Raw genomic sequence first — 17,237 nt, forward strand, 5'->3', positions numbered from 1 at the left:
GCCTGGCTCAGCGCGGTGCCCGCTCCTCGCGCGAGCGTGCGGTCCGATCCCGCCGCAGGGCGCTGATCACGATGCCCACGCCCAGGCCGGCGCCCAGCAGGAACAACAGCAGCGCGACGGTCGGATAGCCCCACAGGGTGCTGCGGGTTTCCACCCGCATCATCAGCGAGGACGCGACGATCAGCGCGGCGGTCACCAGCCCGGCGGCAATCCGGTTGGCGATCTTCTGCAGGTTTTCCATCAGCCGCGATTCCTCCAGCCCGGCCACCCGCAGTTGCAGCTTGTTTTCCGCCACCAGCGACAGCGCGTCGGACAGCTTGCGCGGACCTTCCCGCAACAAGGTCTGGATCTCGATCAGTTCGCTGGCGACGTTGGACGAGGAGAACGATTGCCGCAGGCGCGCGCGCATCACATGCTGCAGGTGTCGTTCGACGACCGCTTTCGGGTCCATCTTCGGTGCCAACTGGCGGCAGACCGCATCCAGGTTCAACAGCGCCTTGCCCAGCAGGCTCAGTTCCGGCGGCGTGCGCAACCCGCTGGTGGTGGCGACCCGTACCAGTTCCAGCACGACCCTGCCGGCCGAGGCCGAGGCCGAATGCGCGTTGTAGTGACTGACCAGGTGCCCGACCTCGCGCACGAAACGCTCCTCGTCGTAATCCTCCAGCCGGGTGCCCATGGCGATGGCCTCGTCGGCGGCCTGTTCACCGCGTCCGTCGACCGCGGCGAACAGCAGTTTGAGCAGGCAGTCGCGTCGCTTGGGCGGCACGTTCACCACCATGCCCAAATCGAACACCGCGAGCCGGCCGTCACGGGTCACCCGCAGGTTGCCCGGATGCGGATCGGCATGGATTTCACCATGCACGAAGATCTGGTCCAGATAGCCGCGCAGCAGCGCCGATGCCAGCAAATCCATCGGCTGCTCGGTCCGGCGCACGCCCGGAATCTGATCCACCCGGATGCCCTCGGCCAGCTCCATGGTCAGTACCCGGCGCCGGCTGAGATCGGCGACGGGTGCCGGTACCCATAGTTCCGGAAACGGCGCCAGGTGCAGGCGGAACCGCAGCAGGTTCTCGGCCTCGGCCTGGTAGTCCAGCTCGGCCAACAGGGTACGGCTGAATTCCTCCAGCCAGTCGGCGAAGCGCACCCGCCGCCCCATTTCGGTGAAGCGATCGGCATTGCGGGCGAAGCCGCGCAGCAGTTCCAGATCCCCGAGCAGTTGCTGGGCGATACCGGGCTTCTGCACCTTGACCGCCACCGCCATGCCGTCGCGCAACCAGGCGCGATGCACCTGCGCCAGCGACGCCGAGCCCAGCGGCTCCGGTTCGAACCCGGAGAAGGCATGGCTCACGCGCACGCCGAGTTCGGTTTCCACCACTTCGCGCACGGCCTCGAACGACACCGGTTCCACCCGCTCCTGCATGCGCTCGAAGGAACTGGCGAAGGCCGGCGGCACGATGTCCGGCCGGGTCGAGAGCATCTGCCCGATCTTCACGAACGCCGGGCCGAGTGCCTCCAGATCCTGGGCCAGCTCCTGCGGCGTGCCTTCCGGTACCTGTAGCGCGGCATCCTCCAGGCTGGTATCCAGCCCGGAGAACAGGCCCGAGTTCCGGTAGCGGAACAGGAAGCGCAGGATCTGTCCGCGCCGCCTGCCCGCTCCCTGTGGCGGTTCGGCGTGATGGGCGTGCGATTCCATGACCGGATTCCTGATCGGGAATTCCATTGTCACGGCGCGATGATCACGCCAAGTGAAAGCCGCCGCGATGGCGGGGCGGCGCGCTCATCCGCGGCCGAGATGTTCCTCGATCAACCGGCGCAGGGTCGCCACTTCCACCGGCTTGGCCAGGTGCGCGTCGAATCCGGCTTCGCGCGAGCGTCGCTTGTCCTCCTCGTGTGTCCAGCCGCTGAGCGCCACCAGGGTCAGCGCCGCGCCGCTGTTCAGGGCACGCATGCGGGTGGCGGTGTCGTAGCCGCTGATGCCGGGCATGCCCAGATCCATCAGCACCATCTCCGGCGCGAAACCGGCGAAACGCGCCAGCGCCGCTTCGCCATCGTAGGCCACCGCGACGTCGTGGCCGGCGAACTCCAGGTACTCGGCGATGGCGTCGGCCGCATCGCGGTTGTCGTCCACCACCATCACCCGATGGCGGTTTCCAGGCGTGGTGTAGTCGGTGGCCATGTCGTCTTCTCCCGGATTCGATGTGTTGACCAGCGGCAGTTCGACTTCGAAGTGGCTGCCCTGGCCGATGCCGTCGCTGTGCGCACGCACGTGCCCGCCGTGCAGTTCGACGATGCTGCGAACCAGGGTCAGGCCGATGCCCAGTCCGCTCAGCATCTGCTGCTTTTCCTGCCGGATCTGGGTGAACAGGTTGAATATCTCGCCAATCCGCTCGGGCGGCATGCCCACGCCGTTGTCGGCGACGCTGACCCGCAGCCAGCCCTCTTCCCGGCGCGAACCCAGGGCGATGCGGCCCGGCGCATGGGTGAACTTGGCGGCGTTGTTCAGCAGGTTGGAGAACACCTGCGCCAGCCGCACGGGATCGCCGTCGACGATGCAGGCGCGCGGCGACAGCGCCACCTCCAGTTGGTGTCCGGCCTGCTCTATCCACGGCCGGCTGGTATCGATGGCGACCTGCAGCACCTCGTTGACGTCCAGCTGCTCGCGGCGGAGCTCGATGGTGCCGTGGGTGATCCGCGAAACCTCCAGCAGGTCCTCCACCAGCCTTACCATGTGATCGACCTGTCGCTGCATCCGCGCGAGCGCGGGCGCGAACGGCGCATCGCCCGCCTCCACCAGCAACTCCAGGGTGGTCCGCAGCGGCGCCAGCGGATTGCGCAGCTCGTGGGCGAGGATTGCCAGGAACTCATCCTTGCGCCGGCTCTGGTCGGCCTGAAGTTCCAGCAGCTCGCGCTGGCGCGCGTGCAGGTTCTTGAACTGCTGGATATCGGCGGTCGTGCCCAGCCATTCGACGATGCGTCCGCGCGGATCCTTCAACGCGCGCGAACGGGTGGAATGCCAGACGTAGCTGCCGGTGCCGGCCTGGCGCACGCGGTGTTCGACCCTCATCTCCTCGCGTTCGCCCGCGCGCGCCCACGCTTGCAAGGTCGCATCGCGGTCATCCGGATGAATCGACGCCAGCCAGCCCAGCCCGACCGCGTCCTGCTGGGACTGGCCGGTGAACTGCTCCCATTGCGGGCTGGCCCAGGTCCAGTAGCCGCGATCGGAGGATCGCCACACCAGCAGCGGGATACCCTCGATCAGGGTGGAAAGCCGCCATTCGCTCTCGCGCAGCGCGCTTTCCACCCGCCGGCGTTCGGTGATGTCCTGGGCCACCGAGATGCCGCCGGCCACCTTGCCGTCGCGCCACAGTGGCACCGCGCCGAACACGATCCAGCGCTCCTCGCCGTCCAGGTAGATATGGAAATCCACGGTCGGCGGCACGGTTTCGCCGCGCAGGGCCCGCGAACTCGGATACTCGCTCGGCGCCAGCAGGTTGCCTTCGGCGTCGTAGGCGCGCCAGCGGGAGCGCGGCTCGCGCGACGGCAGCACGTTGCCGACCAGTTCCTGCAGGTGGGGGTTGGCCATCAGGTAGCGGCCCTCGGTGTCGAACAGGCCGATGCCCACCGGCACGTGCTCGATGACCGCGGCCAGCTGCGACTGGCTTTCGCGCATGGCGTCGGTGATCCGGCGGCGATCACTGATGTCGCTGAAGAGGATGCCGACCTGGTGGCCGCCTCCTTCCAGCGGGAACGCGTAAACCTCGAACCAGCGTCCACCCATGCCCACCGTCTGTTTTTCGAACCGTCGCGGCTGCCCGGTGAGCGCGACTTCGCCGTACAGTTCGTACCAGGAGGCTTCCAGATCGGCGACGACCTCGCGCGCGGTGCGCCCGACCACCTCGCCCAGGCCGGTGTGGCGCGCGAACGCGCCGTTGACCTCGACGAAGCGGTAGTCGCAGGCGTGGCCATCGGCGTCGAACAGCACGTCGATGATGCAGAAGCCCTGATCGATGGACTCGAACAACTGGCGGAACCGCGCCTCGCTGCGGCGCAGTTCCGCCGCCACCCGCGTGCGCAGCACCGATGCCGAGGTGCGCTCGCCGACGTCCCGCACCAGCGCCCGTTCTGCGGAAGTCCAGACACGTGGATCGGCGTGATGCACCGCCAGGATTGCCCGGGAATCGCCGTCGCGCACCAGCGACACGCTGATGTGCGCGCGGATGCCGCTGTCGCGGTAGGCGCGCCGTTGCAGCGCCGACAGGCCCCGGATCGCCGCGGTGTCGTCGCAGCAAAGCACCTCGCCGCGGCGCATCGATTCGCCCACGAAGTCGCCGAAATCGTCCAGCCGCTGCTGTCCCGCCAGCGGCGGCAAACGCCCGTTGCCGGATTCGACCTGCAGGGCGAATCGCTCCCCGGCCTCGTCCATCTCGGCATAGCAGACGCGATCGACGCGCAGGTGGCGGGCCAGATGCGCGGCGGCGAACGCCATCACCTCACGGGGATCGCGGATCCGCCGGATGCCATCCTCCAGCGCCAGCAGGACGGACTGGCTGGCCGTTTCGGGACTCTGAACTTCCAGCATGGGACCGGTCCCTGGATGAGCCCATCCAAGCTGTGACAAGTCCGGTGAAGGCCATGTCGAGGACGCTGGACGGTGGGTTCAGCCGCGTTCGGCCAATCCCGGCCAGTCGGGGTGGCCGCTGGAGTCGTACCACTGCTGGGCGCGGCGCAGCGCCTCGGGCTTGCTCAACGAGCGCTCGGCGTAGAAGTACCAACGCGCCCCGGTGCGCTTCTGCGACTGTTCGTGGACCAGGCGGAATCCCTGGCCCAGATCCGCACCGACGTCGCCCTGCACCAGTTCGGCGTGCTCGGGGGAAATCAGCAAAGAATAGATTCCGCTCATGGATGCGGCCCTCCGCCCCCCTTATCGCATATCGGCCCGTTGAATCCCTGCACGCGCTCTTCGCACCCCGCCTCCGCGAACCGCCATTGATTCAGGTCAATGCCGCAGGCCACCGACGCGCTAACCTGCCCGCAGTCCATCCGGGGAACCGCCGCACATGCATCCGATCCTTCGTGAAATCCTGCTGGAGCCGGTCGGCTGGCTCGCCATCGGCGGCAGCCTGGTGATGTTCGGCATCGGCATCTGGGTCAGCCTGTTCCTGCGCAAGAAAATGCGCGAGGAGGAGCGTCGCCGCGGCGGCAAGTAGCCGCCGGAACGCATGGCGCCGGCCACCGGCCTTCGTATCTGTCGGCGTCGCCGGATTCGTTTTTGGGGAAGCCGCAGCGGCTGGGGAGTTCAGCCCTGCGGCACTCCGGTCATGTCCGGCAGGTGGTGGGCCACGCCCTTGTGGCAATCGATGCAGGTCTTCTTCTGCGTGCCCAGCCACAGCTTGTGGGTCTGGGCCGCGCGCGATCCCTGCCGGGTCAGGTCCATCGACGAATAGTCGTGGCAGTTGCGGCACTCCAGCGAGTCGTTGGCCTTCAAGCGCTCCCACTCGTGCATCGCCAGTTCCAGCCGGTGATCGAGGAACTTTTCGCGGGTATCAATCGTGCCGAACACCTTGCCCCAGACTTCCTTGGACGCCTGCATCTTGCGGGCGATCTTGTTGGTCCAGTTGTGCGGCACGTGGCAGTCCGGGCAGGTCGCGCGCACGCCGGAACGATTGGTGTAGTGGATGGTCGTCTTCAGTTCCTGGAAGACGTTGTCGCGCATTTCATGGCAGCCGGTGCAGAAGGTCTCTGTGTTGGTCGCTTCCAGCGCGGTGTTGAAGCCGCCCCAGAACACCACCCCGACCACGAAACCCGCCACCGTCAGGAACCCCAGGCTGTAGTGCCGGCTGGGTGAGCGCAGGGTGCGCCAGATGGGCAGCACGCGTTGCTTGGTCCGTTCCCACATGGCTCACTCGCTCCCCTGCTTGGCCGGCGTCGTCGGCGCGGCCGGCGTGGTCGCGATGACGCTGTCGATGTCCTGGAAGTTGTTCGCCACCAGCGGCTTGGCATCGGTCTGCACCACGTGGCACTGGTTGCAGAAGTAGCGGCGCGGCGAAATGGTGGCCAGGAACTGATCGTCCCGGTCCATGTAGTGGGTCACGCTGACCGGCGGCGCCTGGAAAGTGGCGGCATTGGCGCGCGCATGGCACAGCATGCAGCGGTTGCTGTTCTTGTCGACCTGGTAGCCGTCGATGGCGTGCGGAATGGTCGGCGGCTGCATCGGATAGGCGCGTACCCGCTTGATGTCGGTGTTCTCGACCCGCGCCATCGGCGGTGGCGCGCCCTCCTGATCGATCGGCACGCCGCGGCGGATGGCGTCGATCTGCGCACCGGGCGGCGGCGCGTCGACCGCGGGAGGCGCGACGCCGGCGGCTTCGGCCGGCGCCGCCGTCTCCGGCGAGCGGTGGCTGCCGAACATCCAGCCGGCGACGAACACCAGTATCCCCAGCACCACCGTCAGGCCCACGGCGATCAGCAATGGCTTGTTGCGCATGGCGAAGCTCCTAGACGGCCAGCACCTTGACGGCGCACTTCTTGTAGTCGGTCTGCTTGGAAATCGGATCGGTCGCGTCCAGGGTGACCTTGTTGATCAGCTGGCCGGCATCGAACCACGGCACGAAGATGACCCCGGGCGGCATCCGGTTGCGGCCGCGCGTTTCCACCCGCGACAGCATCTCGCCGCGTCGCGACACCACCTTCACCTCGTCGCCGCGCTTGAGCCCGCGCTCGCGCGCGTCGTCGGGATTCATGAACACCACCGCGGCCGGGAAGCTGCGGTAAAGCTCGGGCACGCGCATGGTCATCGAACCGGAATGCCAGTGCTCCAGCACGCGCCCGGTGACCAGCCAAAGGTTGTAATCCTCGTCCGGCGACTCGGCCGGCGGTTCGTAGGGCAAGGCCCAGATCACCGCCCTGCCGTCGGGATTGCCGTAGAACTGGAAGCCGGTGCCGGCCTTGACGTAGGGATCCGCGCCTTCGCGATAGCGCCAGCGGGTTTCCTTGCCGTCGACCACCGGCCAGCGCAGTCCGCGCGCCTTGTGGTAGGCGTCGAACGGCGCCAGATCGTGGCCGTGGCCGCGACCGAACGCGGCGTATTCCTCGAACAGGCCTTTCTGCACGTAGAACTCGAACGCCGCCGACTCGTCGTTGGCGTAGCCCGCTTCGATGTCGCTGACCGGGAACCGATCGACATTGCCGTTGCGGTACAGCACGTCGAACAGGGTCTTGCCCTTGAACTGGGGATTGGCCGCCAGCAGTTCGGCCGACCAGCATTCGTCGGTGGTGAAGCGCTTGGAGAATTCCATCAACTGCCACAGGTCCGAGCGCGCCTGTCCCGGTGCCTTGACCAATTGGTGCCAGAACTGGGTGCGCCGCTCGGCGTTGCCGTACGCGCCCTCCTTCTCCACCCACATCGCCGCCGGCAGGATCAGGTCCGCGGCCTGCGCGGTGACGGTGGGATAGGCGTCGGACACGACGATGAAGTTGTCCGGGTTGCGGTAACCGGGCCAGGTTTCCTCGCGCAGGTTGGCCGCCGCCTGCATGTTGTTGTTGACCATCACCCAGTAGGCGTTGAGCTTGCCGTCCTTCAGCGCCCGGTTCTGCTCCACCGCGTGATAGCCCGGCTTGGGCTTGATGGTGCCGTGCGGGACCTTCCAGATTTCCTCGGCGTGTTTGCGATGCTCGGGGTTGGTCACCACCATGTCCGCCGGCAGGCGGTGGCTGAAGGTGCCGACCTCGCGCGCGGTGCCGCAGGCCGAGGGCTGGCCGGTCAGCGAGAACGGGCTGTTGCCCGGGGTGGCAATCTTGCCGGTCAGCAGGTGCAGGTTGTAGACCATGTTGTTGGCCCACACGCCGCGGGTGTGCTGGTTGAAGCCCATGGTCCAGAACGAGGTGACCTTGACCTTCGGATCCGCGTACAGCTCGGCCAGTTTCTCCAGCCAGCCGCGCTCCACCCCGGTCATCTCCACCGCCTTGTCCAGCGTGTACGGGGCGACGAAACGGGCGAATGCCTCGAAATCGATGGGCTCGCCGCCATTGGGATCCTTGGCGTTCTTCGCCTTCAGCTCCAACGGATTGTCCGGGCGCAGGCCGTAGCCGATGTCGTCGTTGCCGCGCTTGAAGGTGGTGTGCTTGTTGACGAAGTCCTGGTTGACCTTGCCGGTGCGGATGATGTGGTTGGCGATGTAGTTGAGGATGACCAGATCGGTCTGCGGCTTGAACACGATCGGGATATCGGCCAGTTCGAAGCTGCGGTGCTCGAAAGTCGACATCACCGCCACCTTCACGTGCGGGTGCGACAGCCGCCGATCAGTCACCCGGGTCCACAGGATCGGATGCATCTCGGCCATGTTCGAGCCCCACAGCACGAACGCGTCGGCCGCCTCGATGTCGTCATAGCAGCCCATCGGCTCGTCCATGCCGAAGGTGCGCATGAAGCCCATCACCGCCGAGGCCATGCAATGGCGGGCGTTGGGATCGATGTGGTTGCTGCGGAAACCGGCCTTCATCAGCTTGTTGGCGGCGTAACCTTCGAAGATGGTCCACTGCCCGGAGCCGAACATGCCGATGGCGTCGCTGCCCTTCTCCTTCAGCACCCGCTTGAACTGCGCGGCCATCACGTCGAAGGCCTCGTCCCAACCGACCTGCTCGAACTCGCCGTCCTTGGCGTAGGCGCCGTTCTTCTTGCGCAACAGCGGCATGGTCAGGCGATCCGTGCCGTACAGGATCTTGGACAGGAAGTAGCCCTTGACGCAGTTGATGCCGCGATTGACCTCCGCGTGGACGTCGCCGTGGGTGGCGACCACGCGGCCATTCTTGACCGCCACGTTGACCCCGCAGCCGGTGCCGCAGTAGCGGCACGGCGCCTTGTCCCACTTGAGCGTGGTCAGATCGCCCTCGGTCACCAGGTTGCTGCCGTCGCCGGCCAGCGGCAGGCCGGCCGCCGCCGCCGCGGTGGCGACGGCGCTGTTGCGGATGAATTCCCGGCGTGTGCTCATGGATGGACTCCGGCAAGGTTTGTTTCGGGACGCGCTTCCACTTCCGCCTCCAGCGCGTCGCGTGGCTCGGCATGGTGGTAGACCAGCAATACGTTGAGCACGCCGGGCACGGCGCGCAGTTGTTCGATCCGGTCCATCACCGCGTAGCGGTCGGCGGATTCGCACAGGACCACGCTGCGGGTTTGGCCGGGGATCGCCAGTTCCAGTTCGGGCGCGGCGGCAATGGCCGCGGCCAATGCTTCCGCCGCATCGGTCCGGTGCTGGATCACGAAGCTGGCGATGTGCAGTTCGTCGTCGCCGGGCTGGCTCATGCGGCGGTCTCCGCGGAGGCGTGCAGGTGGATGGCGGTGGCCGGGCAGACCGACACGCAGGCGCCGCAGCCGTTGCAGCCATCGCTGTCGATATGGGCGGCGCCGCGCCCGGCGGGCGGAATCCGGATGGCCGACTGCGGGCAGATCTCGCGGCAACTGGCGCAGACCACGCCGTGCGCGCCCAGGCAGGCTTCGTCCACAGTCGCGCGATAGGTCCAGGGCGGCTGCACGCCGTCGTCGCGCAGCGCGCCCGGCGCGCAGGCGTCGACGCAGGCATGGCAGAAGGTGCATTCGCCGCGTTCCGGTTCGAACGCGGCCTTGCCCTTGCGCAGCACCAGCACCTGTTCGGGACAGGCGTCCACGCAGGCGACGCAGCCGGTGCAGGCATTCGCGAACGCGGCGCCGCGCAATGCCCAGGGAGGACGCAAGGTCTGTGCGGAACGTGCCTGTGAGGAGTCGGCCCGTCCGGCACGCGGTGGCGACACCGGCGGTTCGTCGCCGCTGCGGCCGAAAAGCAATGCGCGTCGCGAAATCGGGCGTGCCTGGCTCATCGCTCAACCCGTCGGCGGACCGGCGAACATTTGGTAGATCCAGACCAGGAAACCATAGCCGGCGACGATCAGCACCGCGCTCAAAGGAAAGACGACGACGGTCAGCAACAGGAATGCGAGGCGCTCCTGGGCCTTGCTCGCGACGTCCTGGCGGGGTGGATGCTCCATGATGCTCACCTGGCATTTGAATGGCTGGGCGAACCGCGGAGCGAGCCTAGCACAAACTTTCCAGCATGAACGTGTCGCGGGTCGGCCAGTGATGGCCCCGGTCGAAGCCAACCGCGCGGACGTGATCGCGATCTACTCGCGTCCGCGCAGCGCGGCCCATTCCTCCGGCGTGTTGCAACCGATCAGGCTTGCGTTCCACGCACCCGGCGCCAGCACCACGCCCGCGAGCGTGTGATGGATCGCGCGCAGCGAACGCTGGCTCGGCGGCAGCTCGACGATGCCGGCCAGGAGCGCGCGGGTGCGCGAATCGAGGGTGATGCTCATCGGCAATGGATGGCGCTCGAACATCGCACAGTCCGCGGATGTGGCCACCAGCGCGTGCAACGCCGGGGCTGCCAGCAGCGGCATGTCCACCGGCACCGCCAGCCAGACGCCATCGGGCAGCCGTTGCACCAGTTGCGCGAGCGCCACGGCCGGACCTCCGTCGCCGATGTCGTCGGGGATCGCATCAGGAATTGCGTCGTAACCGGGACGCGTACCGCTGATCACCACCCGCGCGGCACCGGCGTCGGACAGCAAGTCCCGCATGTGTTCCAGCAGCGGCCGGCCCCGCCATTCGAGCAGCGCCTTGTCGCGGCCCATGCGCGAGGAACGTCCGCCGGCGAGCACGATGCCCTGCCAGGCGGGAAGCATGGTGTTCATGGCTCCGCCATCACGGTGATTCCTGTTGCCACGCCAACGGTTCCAGATGGCCGGGCGGATACACATCGACGGCCTGGCCCGGTTTGATCACGGTGTCGCCATCGCCGGCTTCGGGCAGCACCAACCATGCCTGCGATGACAGGAACGGCGCGAGCCGGAAGGACTCCTGCCGGGGCAACGGATGCACCGCCAACCGCCCCTCTCCGTCGCTCTCCAGCATCGCGTGCAGGTGCGTGCGCAGGTTGGCGCGCGCATGCACCGGCGCGGCCAGCGGCAGGCGCGTGGGCCGTTCGCGTGGCAGCCCCAGCATCGCGCGCAGCAGCGGTTCCACGAAGAAGCGCAGACCGATCGCACAGGAAGCCGGATTGCCGGGCAGGCCGACGTGCAGCGGCCCTTCGCGCAGGCGCGCGCACAGCAGCGGCTTGCCGGGTCGGATCGCCACGCCGTGGAAGCGCAGTTCCGCGCCACGCGCGCGCAGGCTGTCGGGGACGAAATCGAAACGTCCCCTGGACACGGCTCCGGTGCTGATCACCAGATCCGGCTGGTGCGCCAATACACGGTCCAGCGCGGCAGCGAACCCGGCGGGATCATCGCCGACCCGTTCGCATGCCACCACCTCGGCGCCGGCCGCATGCAGGCGCAGCCGCAGGAACGGCGTGTTGCTGTCGTGGATCCAGGCGCCCTCGCCCGCCTCGCCGCCTTCGGCCAGTTCGCGGCCGGTGGCGATCAACACCACCCGTGGCCGCCGCACCAGCGGCACGCATTCGATGCCGAGCGCGGCGAGCAGCATGATCCGCGCGGGGTCCAGCCGTTCGGACTTCGCCAGCACACGTGCGCCCTCGGCGATGTCCTCGCCGCGTCGGCGCACGTTGGCGCCCGCCCGCACCGGTTCGCGCAGGCGAATGCGCGCAGGCGGCGCGCCCTCGTCGCCGCCGAGCGCATCGACGCGTTCGACCGGCACCACCGAGTCCAGGCCGTCCGGCATCACCGCGCCGGTCATGATTTCCCACGCGCCCTGTCGTGCCGTTCCATCCGGCTGGCCTGCGGCATCGCCGGCGGCCGTCGAGCCAAGCACCGGCCATTCCGTCCCGGCTTCCCCCGTCGCATCGCCCAACGCCAGCGCGAAGCCGTCCATCGCCGCGTTGTCGAAGCGCGGCAAGGGCGCGGGACTGTGGACGTCCGCCGCCAGCACCCGGCCGGCGCCATCGAAGGCCGCCAGCGATTCAGCGTCCAGCGGCGCGGCATCGCGCAGCAACAGGGCCAGGGCTTCCTCGTATCCGATCACGCGTACTCCTTCAGAACATTCCCGCCTCGCGGGCACGCAGGCCGCGCGTGCCCCGATCGTGTCGGTCTCCGGCGACGGTCCGGGATGGCCGGCATCCTCACATAGCTGAAGGTTTCCGGCCAACCCGCGCGGGGTTGATTCAGGTCAAGGCGCCGGTGGCCGGCATTGCCTAGCCTTTGTCCATGCCCGCCCTTTCCGCCCTCTTCGACCCCGAACTGCTCCGACGCTACGACAAGCCGGGGCCGCGCTACACCTCCTATCCGACCGCGCCGCAGTTCTCGGCGCAGTTCCAGGAGGCCGAACTGCGCGAAGTGGCCGCGATCACCAACGGCGATCCGATCCCGCGCCCGCTCTCGCTGTACCTGCACATCCCGTTCTGCACCAGCCCCTGCTTCTACTGCGGTTGCAACCGCATCATCACCCGCGAGAAGGCGCGCGGCGACGCCTACCTGACCCGTCTGTACCGCGAGATCGCGCTGGTCTCGCCGCTGTTCGATCGCGACCGCGACGTCAACCAGGTGCACTTCGGTGGCGGCACGCCCAACTTCCTGTCGCCGGACCAGATCGCCGAGGTCGTCGACGTACTGCGCCGGCACTTCTCGTTCGCCTCCGGCGCCGGTTTCGACTGCTCGATCGAGCTGGATCCGCGCTTCATCAGCCCGGACGAAGTGGGCCAACTGGCCCGCGCCGGCTTCAACCGCGCCAGCCTGGGCGTGCAGGACTTCGACCCCGACGTGCAGCAGGCGGTCAACCGCGTGCAGGGCGTCGAGGACACCCTGGCGATCATCGACGCCTGCCGTACCCATGGCATGCGCTCGGTGAATGTCGACCTGATCTACGGCCTGCCCCGGCAGACCCTCGCCGGTTTCTCGCGCACGCTCGACATCACCCTGAAGGCGCGCCCGGACCGGCTGGCGATCTACAGCTACGCGCACCTGCCGGCGCTGTTCCGCCCGCAGCAGCGCATCCATGCCGAGGAGCTGCCCTCCCCCGAACAGAAACTCGACCTGCTGCGCTGCGCCATCGACAAGCTGGGCGAAGCCGGCTACGTCTACATCGGCATGGATCACTTCGCCCTGCCCGAGGATGACCTGGCGCGGGCGCAGCAGCGCGGCGACCTGCACCGCAACTTCATGGGCTACTCCACCCACGCCGAAAGCGATTTGATCGGCCTGGGCGTCAGCGCGATCAGCCATGTCGGCGCCAGCTTCAGCCAGAACCCGCGCGACATCGGCAGCTGGGAGCAGATGATCGACAGCGGCCGCCTGCCGGTGTGGCGCGGCATGCGTCTGGACGAGGACGACCTGCTGCGCGCCGATGTCATCCAGCAGCTGATGTGCCACGGCCGCATCGACTTCGACGCGATCGAGCGCCGCCACGTGATCGACTTCCGCGACTACTTCGCCGACGCGCTGGCGCGGCTGGAGCTGCTGCAGGCCGACGGGCTGGTCGAGGTGGGGCCTCGGGAGGTATGCGCGACCTCGCGCGGACGCCTGCTGTTGCGTATCATCGCCATGTGCTTCGACCGATACCTGCCCGCCTCCGCGGAGGCCGCGACCACGCGGTTCTCGCGAACCATCTGACCTCATCCGGGACGTCCGCATGAGCTCGCCGGTCGTTTTCCCGCGTACCGACGCCACCATTCTCTCGGACGACGGCGATTCGCTGACGTTCTGCTCGACCTGCGCGTTCTCCCAGGCCTGCCTGAGCGAGGGCATGGACAAGCGCGCGCTGATGGACCTGCACGTGCTGGTCGAACACGTCGGCCCGCTGCAACCGGGCGAGCACGTGTTCCGCGAGGGGGATTCCTTCAGCGCCATCGCCGCGGTGCGCGCCGGCACGGTCAAGACCTACCAGATCGATCGCGACGGCCACGAGCAGGTGCTGGGCTTCCACCTGCCCGGCGAAGTGATTGGCCTCAACGCGATCCACGGCGACCGCTATCCCTGCAACGCGATCGCGCTGGATACGGTGATGCTGTGCCGGTTCTCGTTCCCCAAGATCGCCCTGCTCGCCACCCGCCTGCCGAACCTGCAGCAGCATCTGTTCCGGCTGATGAGCCACGACATCGGCGTGGCCTCGCTGTTCGCCCGCGACAACAGCGCCGACGAGCGGATGGCGGCGTTCCTGATCGGACTGTCGCGGCGGCTGGCCGCGCGCGGCTATTCCTCTCGCCGGTTCCAGCTGACCATGTCGCGCACCGACATCGCCAACTACCTGCGCCAGGCGCCGGAAACGGTGAGCCGGGTGCTGCGCCGGTTCGAACGCGATGGGCTGGTCCACATCAAGCAGCGCGACGTGGAGATCCTGGACATGGATCGCCTGCACGAACTGGCATCCACGGTGTTGCGCGACTGACGCCTGCCAGGCGTAACCCGCCTGCACGCACGCGAATGCCATCGACTTGACGTAGGTCATGGAGGGGATCCGGACGCGGGCGGAACATGCCTGCGGTTCCCACGGAGTCCCGCATCATGAATTCGACACGCAAGCTGTGGGTAGGGTTGGCCGCCCTGCTCATCGCCTCGTTCGCCGTCCTGCTATGGGTCGGCAGCGAGGTCCACCGACAGGCGCCCCCCCTGCCCGAACAGGTGGTGGATGCCGATGGCCAGGTGCTTTACACCCGCAAGGACATCGAGACCGGCCGCCAGGTCTGGCAGTCGATCGGTGGCCAGCAACTGGGCTCCATCTGGGGCCACGGCGGCTACGTCGCTCCCGACTGGGGCGCGGACTGGCTGCACCGCGAGGCCGAAGCCATCCTCGACATCTGGGCCAGGCGCGAGGCCGGCGCCGCCAGCTACAAGGATCTGGACGCCCCGACCCAGGCCGCGTACGCCAAGCGCGTGCAGGCGCTGATGCGTCCCAACAGCTACGACGCCGCCACCGGTACGGTGACCGTGGACGTCGACCGCGCCGCCGCCATCCGCACGGTCGCCGCGCACTACGAGCAGCTGTTCGGCAAGGATCCGGCGATGGTGGAACTGCGCGAGGCCTACGCCATGCGCAACGACACCGTGCCCGACGCCGAGCACCGCCGCCAGCTCACCGGGTTCTACTGGTGGGCCGCGTGGTCGTCGGTGACCCAGCGTCCCGGCGCCGAGATCAGCTACACCGCCAACTGGCCGGCCGACGAACTGGTCGGCAACACGCCGCCGCCGAGCGCGTTCCTGTGGACGGTCTTCAGCGTGCTGTTCCTGATCGCCGGCGTCGGCCTGCTCGGCTGGCACTACGCGGTCAACCATGGTGACGAGCTGGCGCCGGTGCTGCCCAAGCGGGATCCGCTGGCCGACATCAAGGTCACCCCGTCGATGCGCGCCACCGCCAAGTACTTCTGGGTGGTCATCGCGCTGTTCCTGGTGCAGATCCTGCTCGGCGCGATCACCGCCCACTACCAGGTCGAAGGCCAGGAAGCCTACGGCTTCGCCCTGTCCGACGTGCTGCCGTATGCGCTGACGCGCACCTGGCACACGCAACTGGCAGTGCTGTGGATCGCCACCGCCTGGCTGGGCATGGGCCTGTACATCGGTCCGGCGATTTCCGGACACGAGCCGAAGTTCCAGCGCCTGGGCGTGAACCTGCTGTGGGTCTGCCTGCTGATCATCGTGGTCGGTGCGTTCGCCGGGCAGTGGTTCGCGGTGATGCAGAAGCTCGGCCTGAAGCACAACTTCTGGTTCGGCCACCAGGGCTGGGAATACGTCGACCTCGGCCGCTTCTGGCAGTGGTTCCTGTTCATCGGCCTGACCCTGTGGCTGGTGCTGGTCGGCCGCGCCCTGTGGCCGGCGATGCGCAACGGCGGTGACTCGCGTTCCATCGTCTCCCTGCTGTTCCTGTCCACCGTGGCCATCGGCCTGTTCTACGCGGCCGGCCTGATGTGGGGCGAGCACACGCACCTGTCGATGGTCGAGTACTGGCGCTGGTGGGTGGTGCACCTGTGGGTGGAAGGCTTCTTCGAGGTCTTCGCGGTGGCGGTCATCGCCTTCCTGTTCACCCGCCTGGGCATGCTGCAGGTCAAGTCGGCCACGGTGGCGGTGCTGTTCGCGACCATCGTGTTCATGGCCGGCGGCGTGCTGGGCACCCTGCACCACCTGTACTTCACCGGCACCCCGACCGCGGTCATCGCCATCGGCGCGAGCTTCTCGGCGCTGGAAGTGGTGCCGCTGGCGTACGTCGGCTTCGAGGCCTACCACAGCTACAAGATGGGCAAGGCGACGCCGTGGATGCAACGCTACCGCTGGCCGATCCTGTTCTTCATCGCGGTCGCGTTCTGGAACCTGGTGGGTGCCGGCCTGTTCGGCTTCCTGATCAACCCGCCGCTGCCGCTGTACTACATGCAGGGCCTGAACCTGACCCCGACCCACGGCCACACCGCGCTGTTCGGCGTGTACGGCATGCTCGGCATCGGCCTGATGCTGTTCTGCCTGCGTGGCCTCAAGCCGGACGTGCAGTGGAACGAAAGGCTGCTGAAGACCGCGTTCTGGTCGCTCAACATCGGCCTGGCCGGCATGGCCCTGTTCACCCTGCTGCCGCTGGGCATCCTCCAGCTCAACGCCGCGCTGAAGCACGGCTACTGGTACGCCCGTTCGGCCGAGTTCATGCAGCAGCCGATCGTCGACATGCTGGTGTGGATGCGGGTTCCCTCGGACACGCTGTTCAGCGTCGGCGCGTTCGCCCTGGCCTGGTTCGTGTTCCGCCTGTGGGTGGCGCCGCGCCGGGAAGCACTGCCGGCGGTGGTGCCGGCGGAGGGCTGATACGCGACCCTTCCTATGGTCCAACCGCAATGAAAAAGAGCCGCGCAAGCGGCTCTTTTTTTACCTGTCGGTTTCGCGCGTGTTGCCGGCGCGGCGCGTTCCGGTCAGGTGGAACAGCCGCAGCCCCCGCAGCCGCAACCGCCGCCACGCTGCGGTTCCTCCGGCGCGTCCTCGACGTGCTCTCCGACGGTGGCGAGGATTTCGCGCACCCGCGCCGGCGCCAGCGTGGTCAGGATGGACAGCCGGCCATTGGCGGATTCGAACTGGACCTCCGCGTCGGGATCCCATTCGCGCAGGGCATGGGTCATGGCGCGAGTGCGTTGCTGGAGCGGTTCGTCGGTGAGTTCGGGAGCGGACATCGGGTTTCCTTGCTGAGTGTGGGCCGGGGCCATCGCCCCGGTGCCGGGCAAGGTAAGCAGCTCCGGTGGCGCCGGCATTGACCCGCATCAAGTGGTCGTCCGGATATCGCGACTGACGTCGCTCCC

At 67.8% G+C, this 17,237-nt stretch carries 16 protein-coding genes; 4 read left to right on the plus strand and 12 right to left on the minus strand.

Going from position 1 to position 17,237, the window contains the following annotated elements; genetic code table 11:
* Positions 1-7: 7 nt before the first annotated feature.
* The 3 genes from ACTJI2_RS05000 to ACTJI2_RS05010 form a co-directional block, all read right to left on the minus strand.
* The gene (locus ACTJI2_RS05000; RefSeq protein WP_440841435.1) at positions 8-1,720 is read right to left on the minus strand and encodes an ABC1 kinase family protein; all 1,713 of its coding nucleotides are present in this window, start codon (positions 1,718-1,720) and stop codon (positions 8-10) included.
* Positions 1,721-1,777: 57 nt separating this feature from the next.
* On the minus strand, positions 1,778-4,579 hold the full coding sequence (locus tag ACTJI2_RS05005; protein WP_440841314.1) for a PAS domain S-box protein: 2,802 nt from the start codon (positions 4,577-4,579) through the stop codon (positions 1,778-1,780).
* A gap of 78 nt (positions 4,580-4,657) precedes the next feature.
* Positions 4,658-4,900: a hypothetical protein gene (locus ACTJI2_RS05010; RefSeq protein WP_440841315.1), complete on the minus strand. Its 243-nt coding sequence runs from the start codon at positions 4,898-4,900 to the stop codon at positions 4,658-4,660.
* A gap of 157 nt (positions 4,901-5,057) precedes the next feature.
* On the opposite strand from ACTJI2_RS05010, the gene ACTJI2_RS05015 reads away from it, so the two are divergent.
* A complete protein-coding gene (locus ACTJI2_RS05015; RefSeq protein WP_141452787.1) occupies positions 5,058-5,207 on the plus strand; it encodes a DUF3149 domain-containing protein in 150 nt (49 codons plus the stop codon).
* 89 nt (positions 5,208-5,296) lie between these two features.
* Here ACTJI2_RS05015 and ACTJI2_RS05020 read toward each other — a convergent pair whose 3' ends face one another.
* The 8 genes from ACTJI2_RS05020 to ACTJI2_RS05055 form a co-directional block, all read right to left on the minus strand.
* Positions 5,297-5,896, minus strand: coding sequence for a NapC/NirT family cytochrome c (locus tag ACTJI2_RS05020; RefSeq protein WP_440841316.1), 600 nt, complete (start codon positions 5,894-5,896; stop codon positions 5,297-5,299).
* Positions 5,897-5,899: 3 nt separating this feature from the next.
* Positions 5,900-6,484 carry a nitrate reductase cytochrome c-type subunit gene (locus ACTJI2_RS05025; RefSeq protein ID WP_183636450.1) on the minus strand — a complete coding sequence of 195 codons (585 nt, stop codon included), beginning with the start codon at positions 6,482-6,484 and terminating at the stop codon, positions 5,900-5,902.
* A 10-nt stretch (positions 6,485-6,494) separates the two neighbouring features.
* Positions 6,495-8,987: a periplasmic nitrate reductase subunit alpha gene (gene napA, locus ACTJI2_RS05030; protein ID WP_440841318.1), complete on the minus strand. Its 2,493-nt coding sequence runs from the start codon at positions 8,985-8,987 to the stop codon at positions 6,495-6,497.
* A complete protein-coding gene (locus tag ACTJI2_RS05035; RefSeq protein WP_440841319.1) occupies positions 8,984-9,298 on the minus strand; it encodes a chaperone NapD in 315 nt (104 codons plus the stop codon). The genes napA and ACTJI2_RS05035 overlap by 4 nt, the downstream gene beginning before the upstream one ends.
* Positions 9,295-9,849, minus strand: coding sequence for a ferredoxin-type protein NapF (locus ACTJI2_RS05040; protein ID WP_440841320.1), 555 nt, complete (start codon positions 9,847-9,849; stop codon positions 9,295-9,297). Before ACTJI2_RS05040 ends, ACTJI2_RS05035 begins: the two co-directional genes overlap by 4 nt.
* A gap of 3 nt (positions 9,850-9,852) precedes the next feature.
* On the minus strand, positions 9,853-10,017 hold the full coding sequence (locus ACTJI2_RS05045) for a periplasmic nitrate reductase, NapE protein (protein WP_183636459.1): 165 nt from the start codon (positions 10,015-10,017) through the stop codon (positions 9,853-9,855).
* Positions 10,018-10,149: 132 nt separating this feature from the next.
* A complete protein-coding gene (gene mobA / locus ACTJI2_RS05050; protein WP_440841321.1) occupies positions 10,150-10,719 on the minus strand; it encodes a molybdenum cofactor guanylyltransferase in 570 nt (189 codons plus the stop codon).
* 10 nt (positions 10,720-10,729) lie between these two features.
* On the minus strand, positions 10,730-12,004 hold the full coding sequence (locus ACTJI2_RS05055) for a molybdopterin molybdotransferase MoeA (protein WP_440841322.1): 1,275 nt from the start codon (positions 12,002-12,004) through the stop codon (positions 10,730-10,732).
* A gap of 182 nt (positions 12,005-12,186) precedes the next feature.
* Here ACTJI2_RS05055 and hemN point away from each other — a divergent pair, with 182 nt between their 5' ends.
* The 3 genes from hemN to ACTJI2_RS05070 all read left to right on the plus strand — a co-directional run bounded on the left by hemN (position 12,187) and on the right by ACTJI2_RS05070 (position 16,752).
* Positions 12,187-13,587 (plus strand): oxygen-independent coproporphyrinogen III oxidase, encoded by a 1,401-nt coding sequence (hemN, locus tag ACTJI2_RS05060; protein WP_440841323.1) that lies wholly within the window; start codon positions 12,187-12,189, stop codon positions 13,585-13,587.
* Positions 13,588-13,606: 19 nt separating this feature from the next.
* Positions 13,607-14,362, plus strand: coding sequence for a helix-turn-helix domain-containing protein (locus ACTJI2_RS05065; protein ID WP_440841324.1), 756 nt, complete (start codon positions 13,607-13,609; stop codon positions 14,360-14,362).
* A 116-nt stretch (positions 14,363-14,478) separates the two neighbouring features.
* Positions 14,479-16,752, plus strand: a complete 2,274-nt coding sequence (locus tag ACTJI2_RS05070) for a nitric-oxide reductase large subunit (RefSeq protein WP_440841325.1) — start codon at positions 14,479-14,481, stop codon at positions 16,750-16,752.
* 104 nt (positions 16,753-16,856) lie between these two features.
* Here the strand turns inward: ACTJI2_RS05070 and ACTJI2_RS05075 are convergent, their stop codons facing one another.
* The gene (locus tag ACTJI2_RS05075; RefSeq protein WP_183636472.1) at positions 16,857-17,111 is read right to left on the minus strand and encodes a hypothetical protein; all 255 of its coding nucleotides are present in this window, start codon (positions 17,109-17,111) and stop codon (positions 16,857-16,859) included.
* Between the last annotated feature and the right edge of the window lie 126 nt (positions 17,112-17,237).

Origin of the sequence: Pseudoxanthomonas sp. 22568 (assembly GCF_052044485.1) — a bacterium.
Classification (GTDB): domain Bacteria; phylum Pseudomonadota; class Gammaproteobacteria; order Xanthomonadales; family Xanthomonadaceae; genus Pseudoxanthomonas_A; species Pseudoxanthomonas_A beigongshangi.

Bases quoted from the DNA above. Each gene is read 5' to 3' on its own strand.
- ACTJI2_RS05000 (WP_440841435.1), bottom strand. From the start codon at position 1,720: ATGGAATTCCCGATCAGGAATCCGGTCATGGAATCGCACGCCCATCAC.
- ACTJI2_RS05005 (WP_440841314.1), bottom strand. From the start codon at position 4,579: ATGCTGGAAGTTCAGAGTCCCGAAACGGCCAGCCAGTCCGTCCTGCTG.
- ACTJI2_RS05010 (WP_440841315.1), bottom strand. From the start codon at position 4,900: ATGAGCGGAATCTATTCTTTGCTGATTTCCCCCGAGCACGCCGAACTG.
- ACTJI2_RS05015 (WP_141452787.1), top strand. From the start codon at position 5,058: ATGCATCCGATCCTTCGTGAAATCCTGCTGGAGCCGGTCGGCTGGCTC.
- ACTJI2_RS05020 (WP_440841316.1), bottom strand. From the start codon at position 5,896: ATGTGGGAACGGACCAAGCAACGCGTGCTGCCCATCTGGCGCACCCTG.
- ACTJI2_RS05025 (WP_183636450.1), bottom strand. From the start codon at position 6,484: ATGCGCAACAAGCCATTGCTGATCGCCGTGGGCCTGACGGTGGTGCTG.
- napA (WP_440841318.1), bottom strand. From the start codon at position 8,987: ATGAGCACACGCCGGGAATTCATCCGCAACAGCGCCGTCGCCACCGCG.
- ACTJI2_RS05035 (WP_440841319.1), bottom strand. From the start codon at position 9,298: ATGAGCCAGCCCGGCGACGACGAACTGCACATCGCCAGCTTCGTGATC.
- ACTJI2_RS05040 (WP_440841320.1), bottom strand. From the start codon at position 9,849: ATGAGCCAGGCACGCCCGATTTCGCGACGCGCATTGCTTTTCGGCCGC.
- ACTJI2_RS05045 (WP_183636459.1), bottom strand. From the start codon at position 10,017: ATGGAGCATCCACCCCGCCAGGACGTCGCGAGCAAGGCCCAGGAGCGC.
- mobA (WP_440841321.1), bottom strand. From the start codon at position 10,719: ATGAACACCATGCTTCCCGCCTGGCAGGGCATCGTGCTCGCCGGCGGA.
- hemN (WP_440841323.1), top strand. From the start codon at position 12,187: ATGCCCGCCCTTTCCGCCCTCTTCGACCCCGAACTGCTCCGACGCTAC.
- ACTJI2_RS05065 (WP_440841324.1), top strand. From the start codon at position 13,607: ATGAGCTCGCCGGTCGTTTTCCCGCGTACCGACGCCACCATTCTCTCG.
- ACTJI2_RS05070 (WP_440841325.1), top strand. From the start codon at position 14,479: ATGAATTCGACACGCAAGCTGTGGGTAGGGTTGGCCGCCCTGCTCATC.
- ACTJI2_RS05075 (WP_183636472.1), bottom strand. From the start codon at position 17,111: ATGTCCGCTCCCGAACTCACCGACGAACCGCTCCAGCAACGCACTCGC.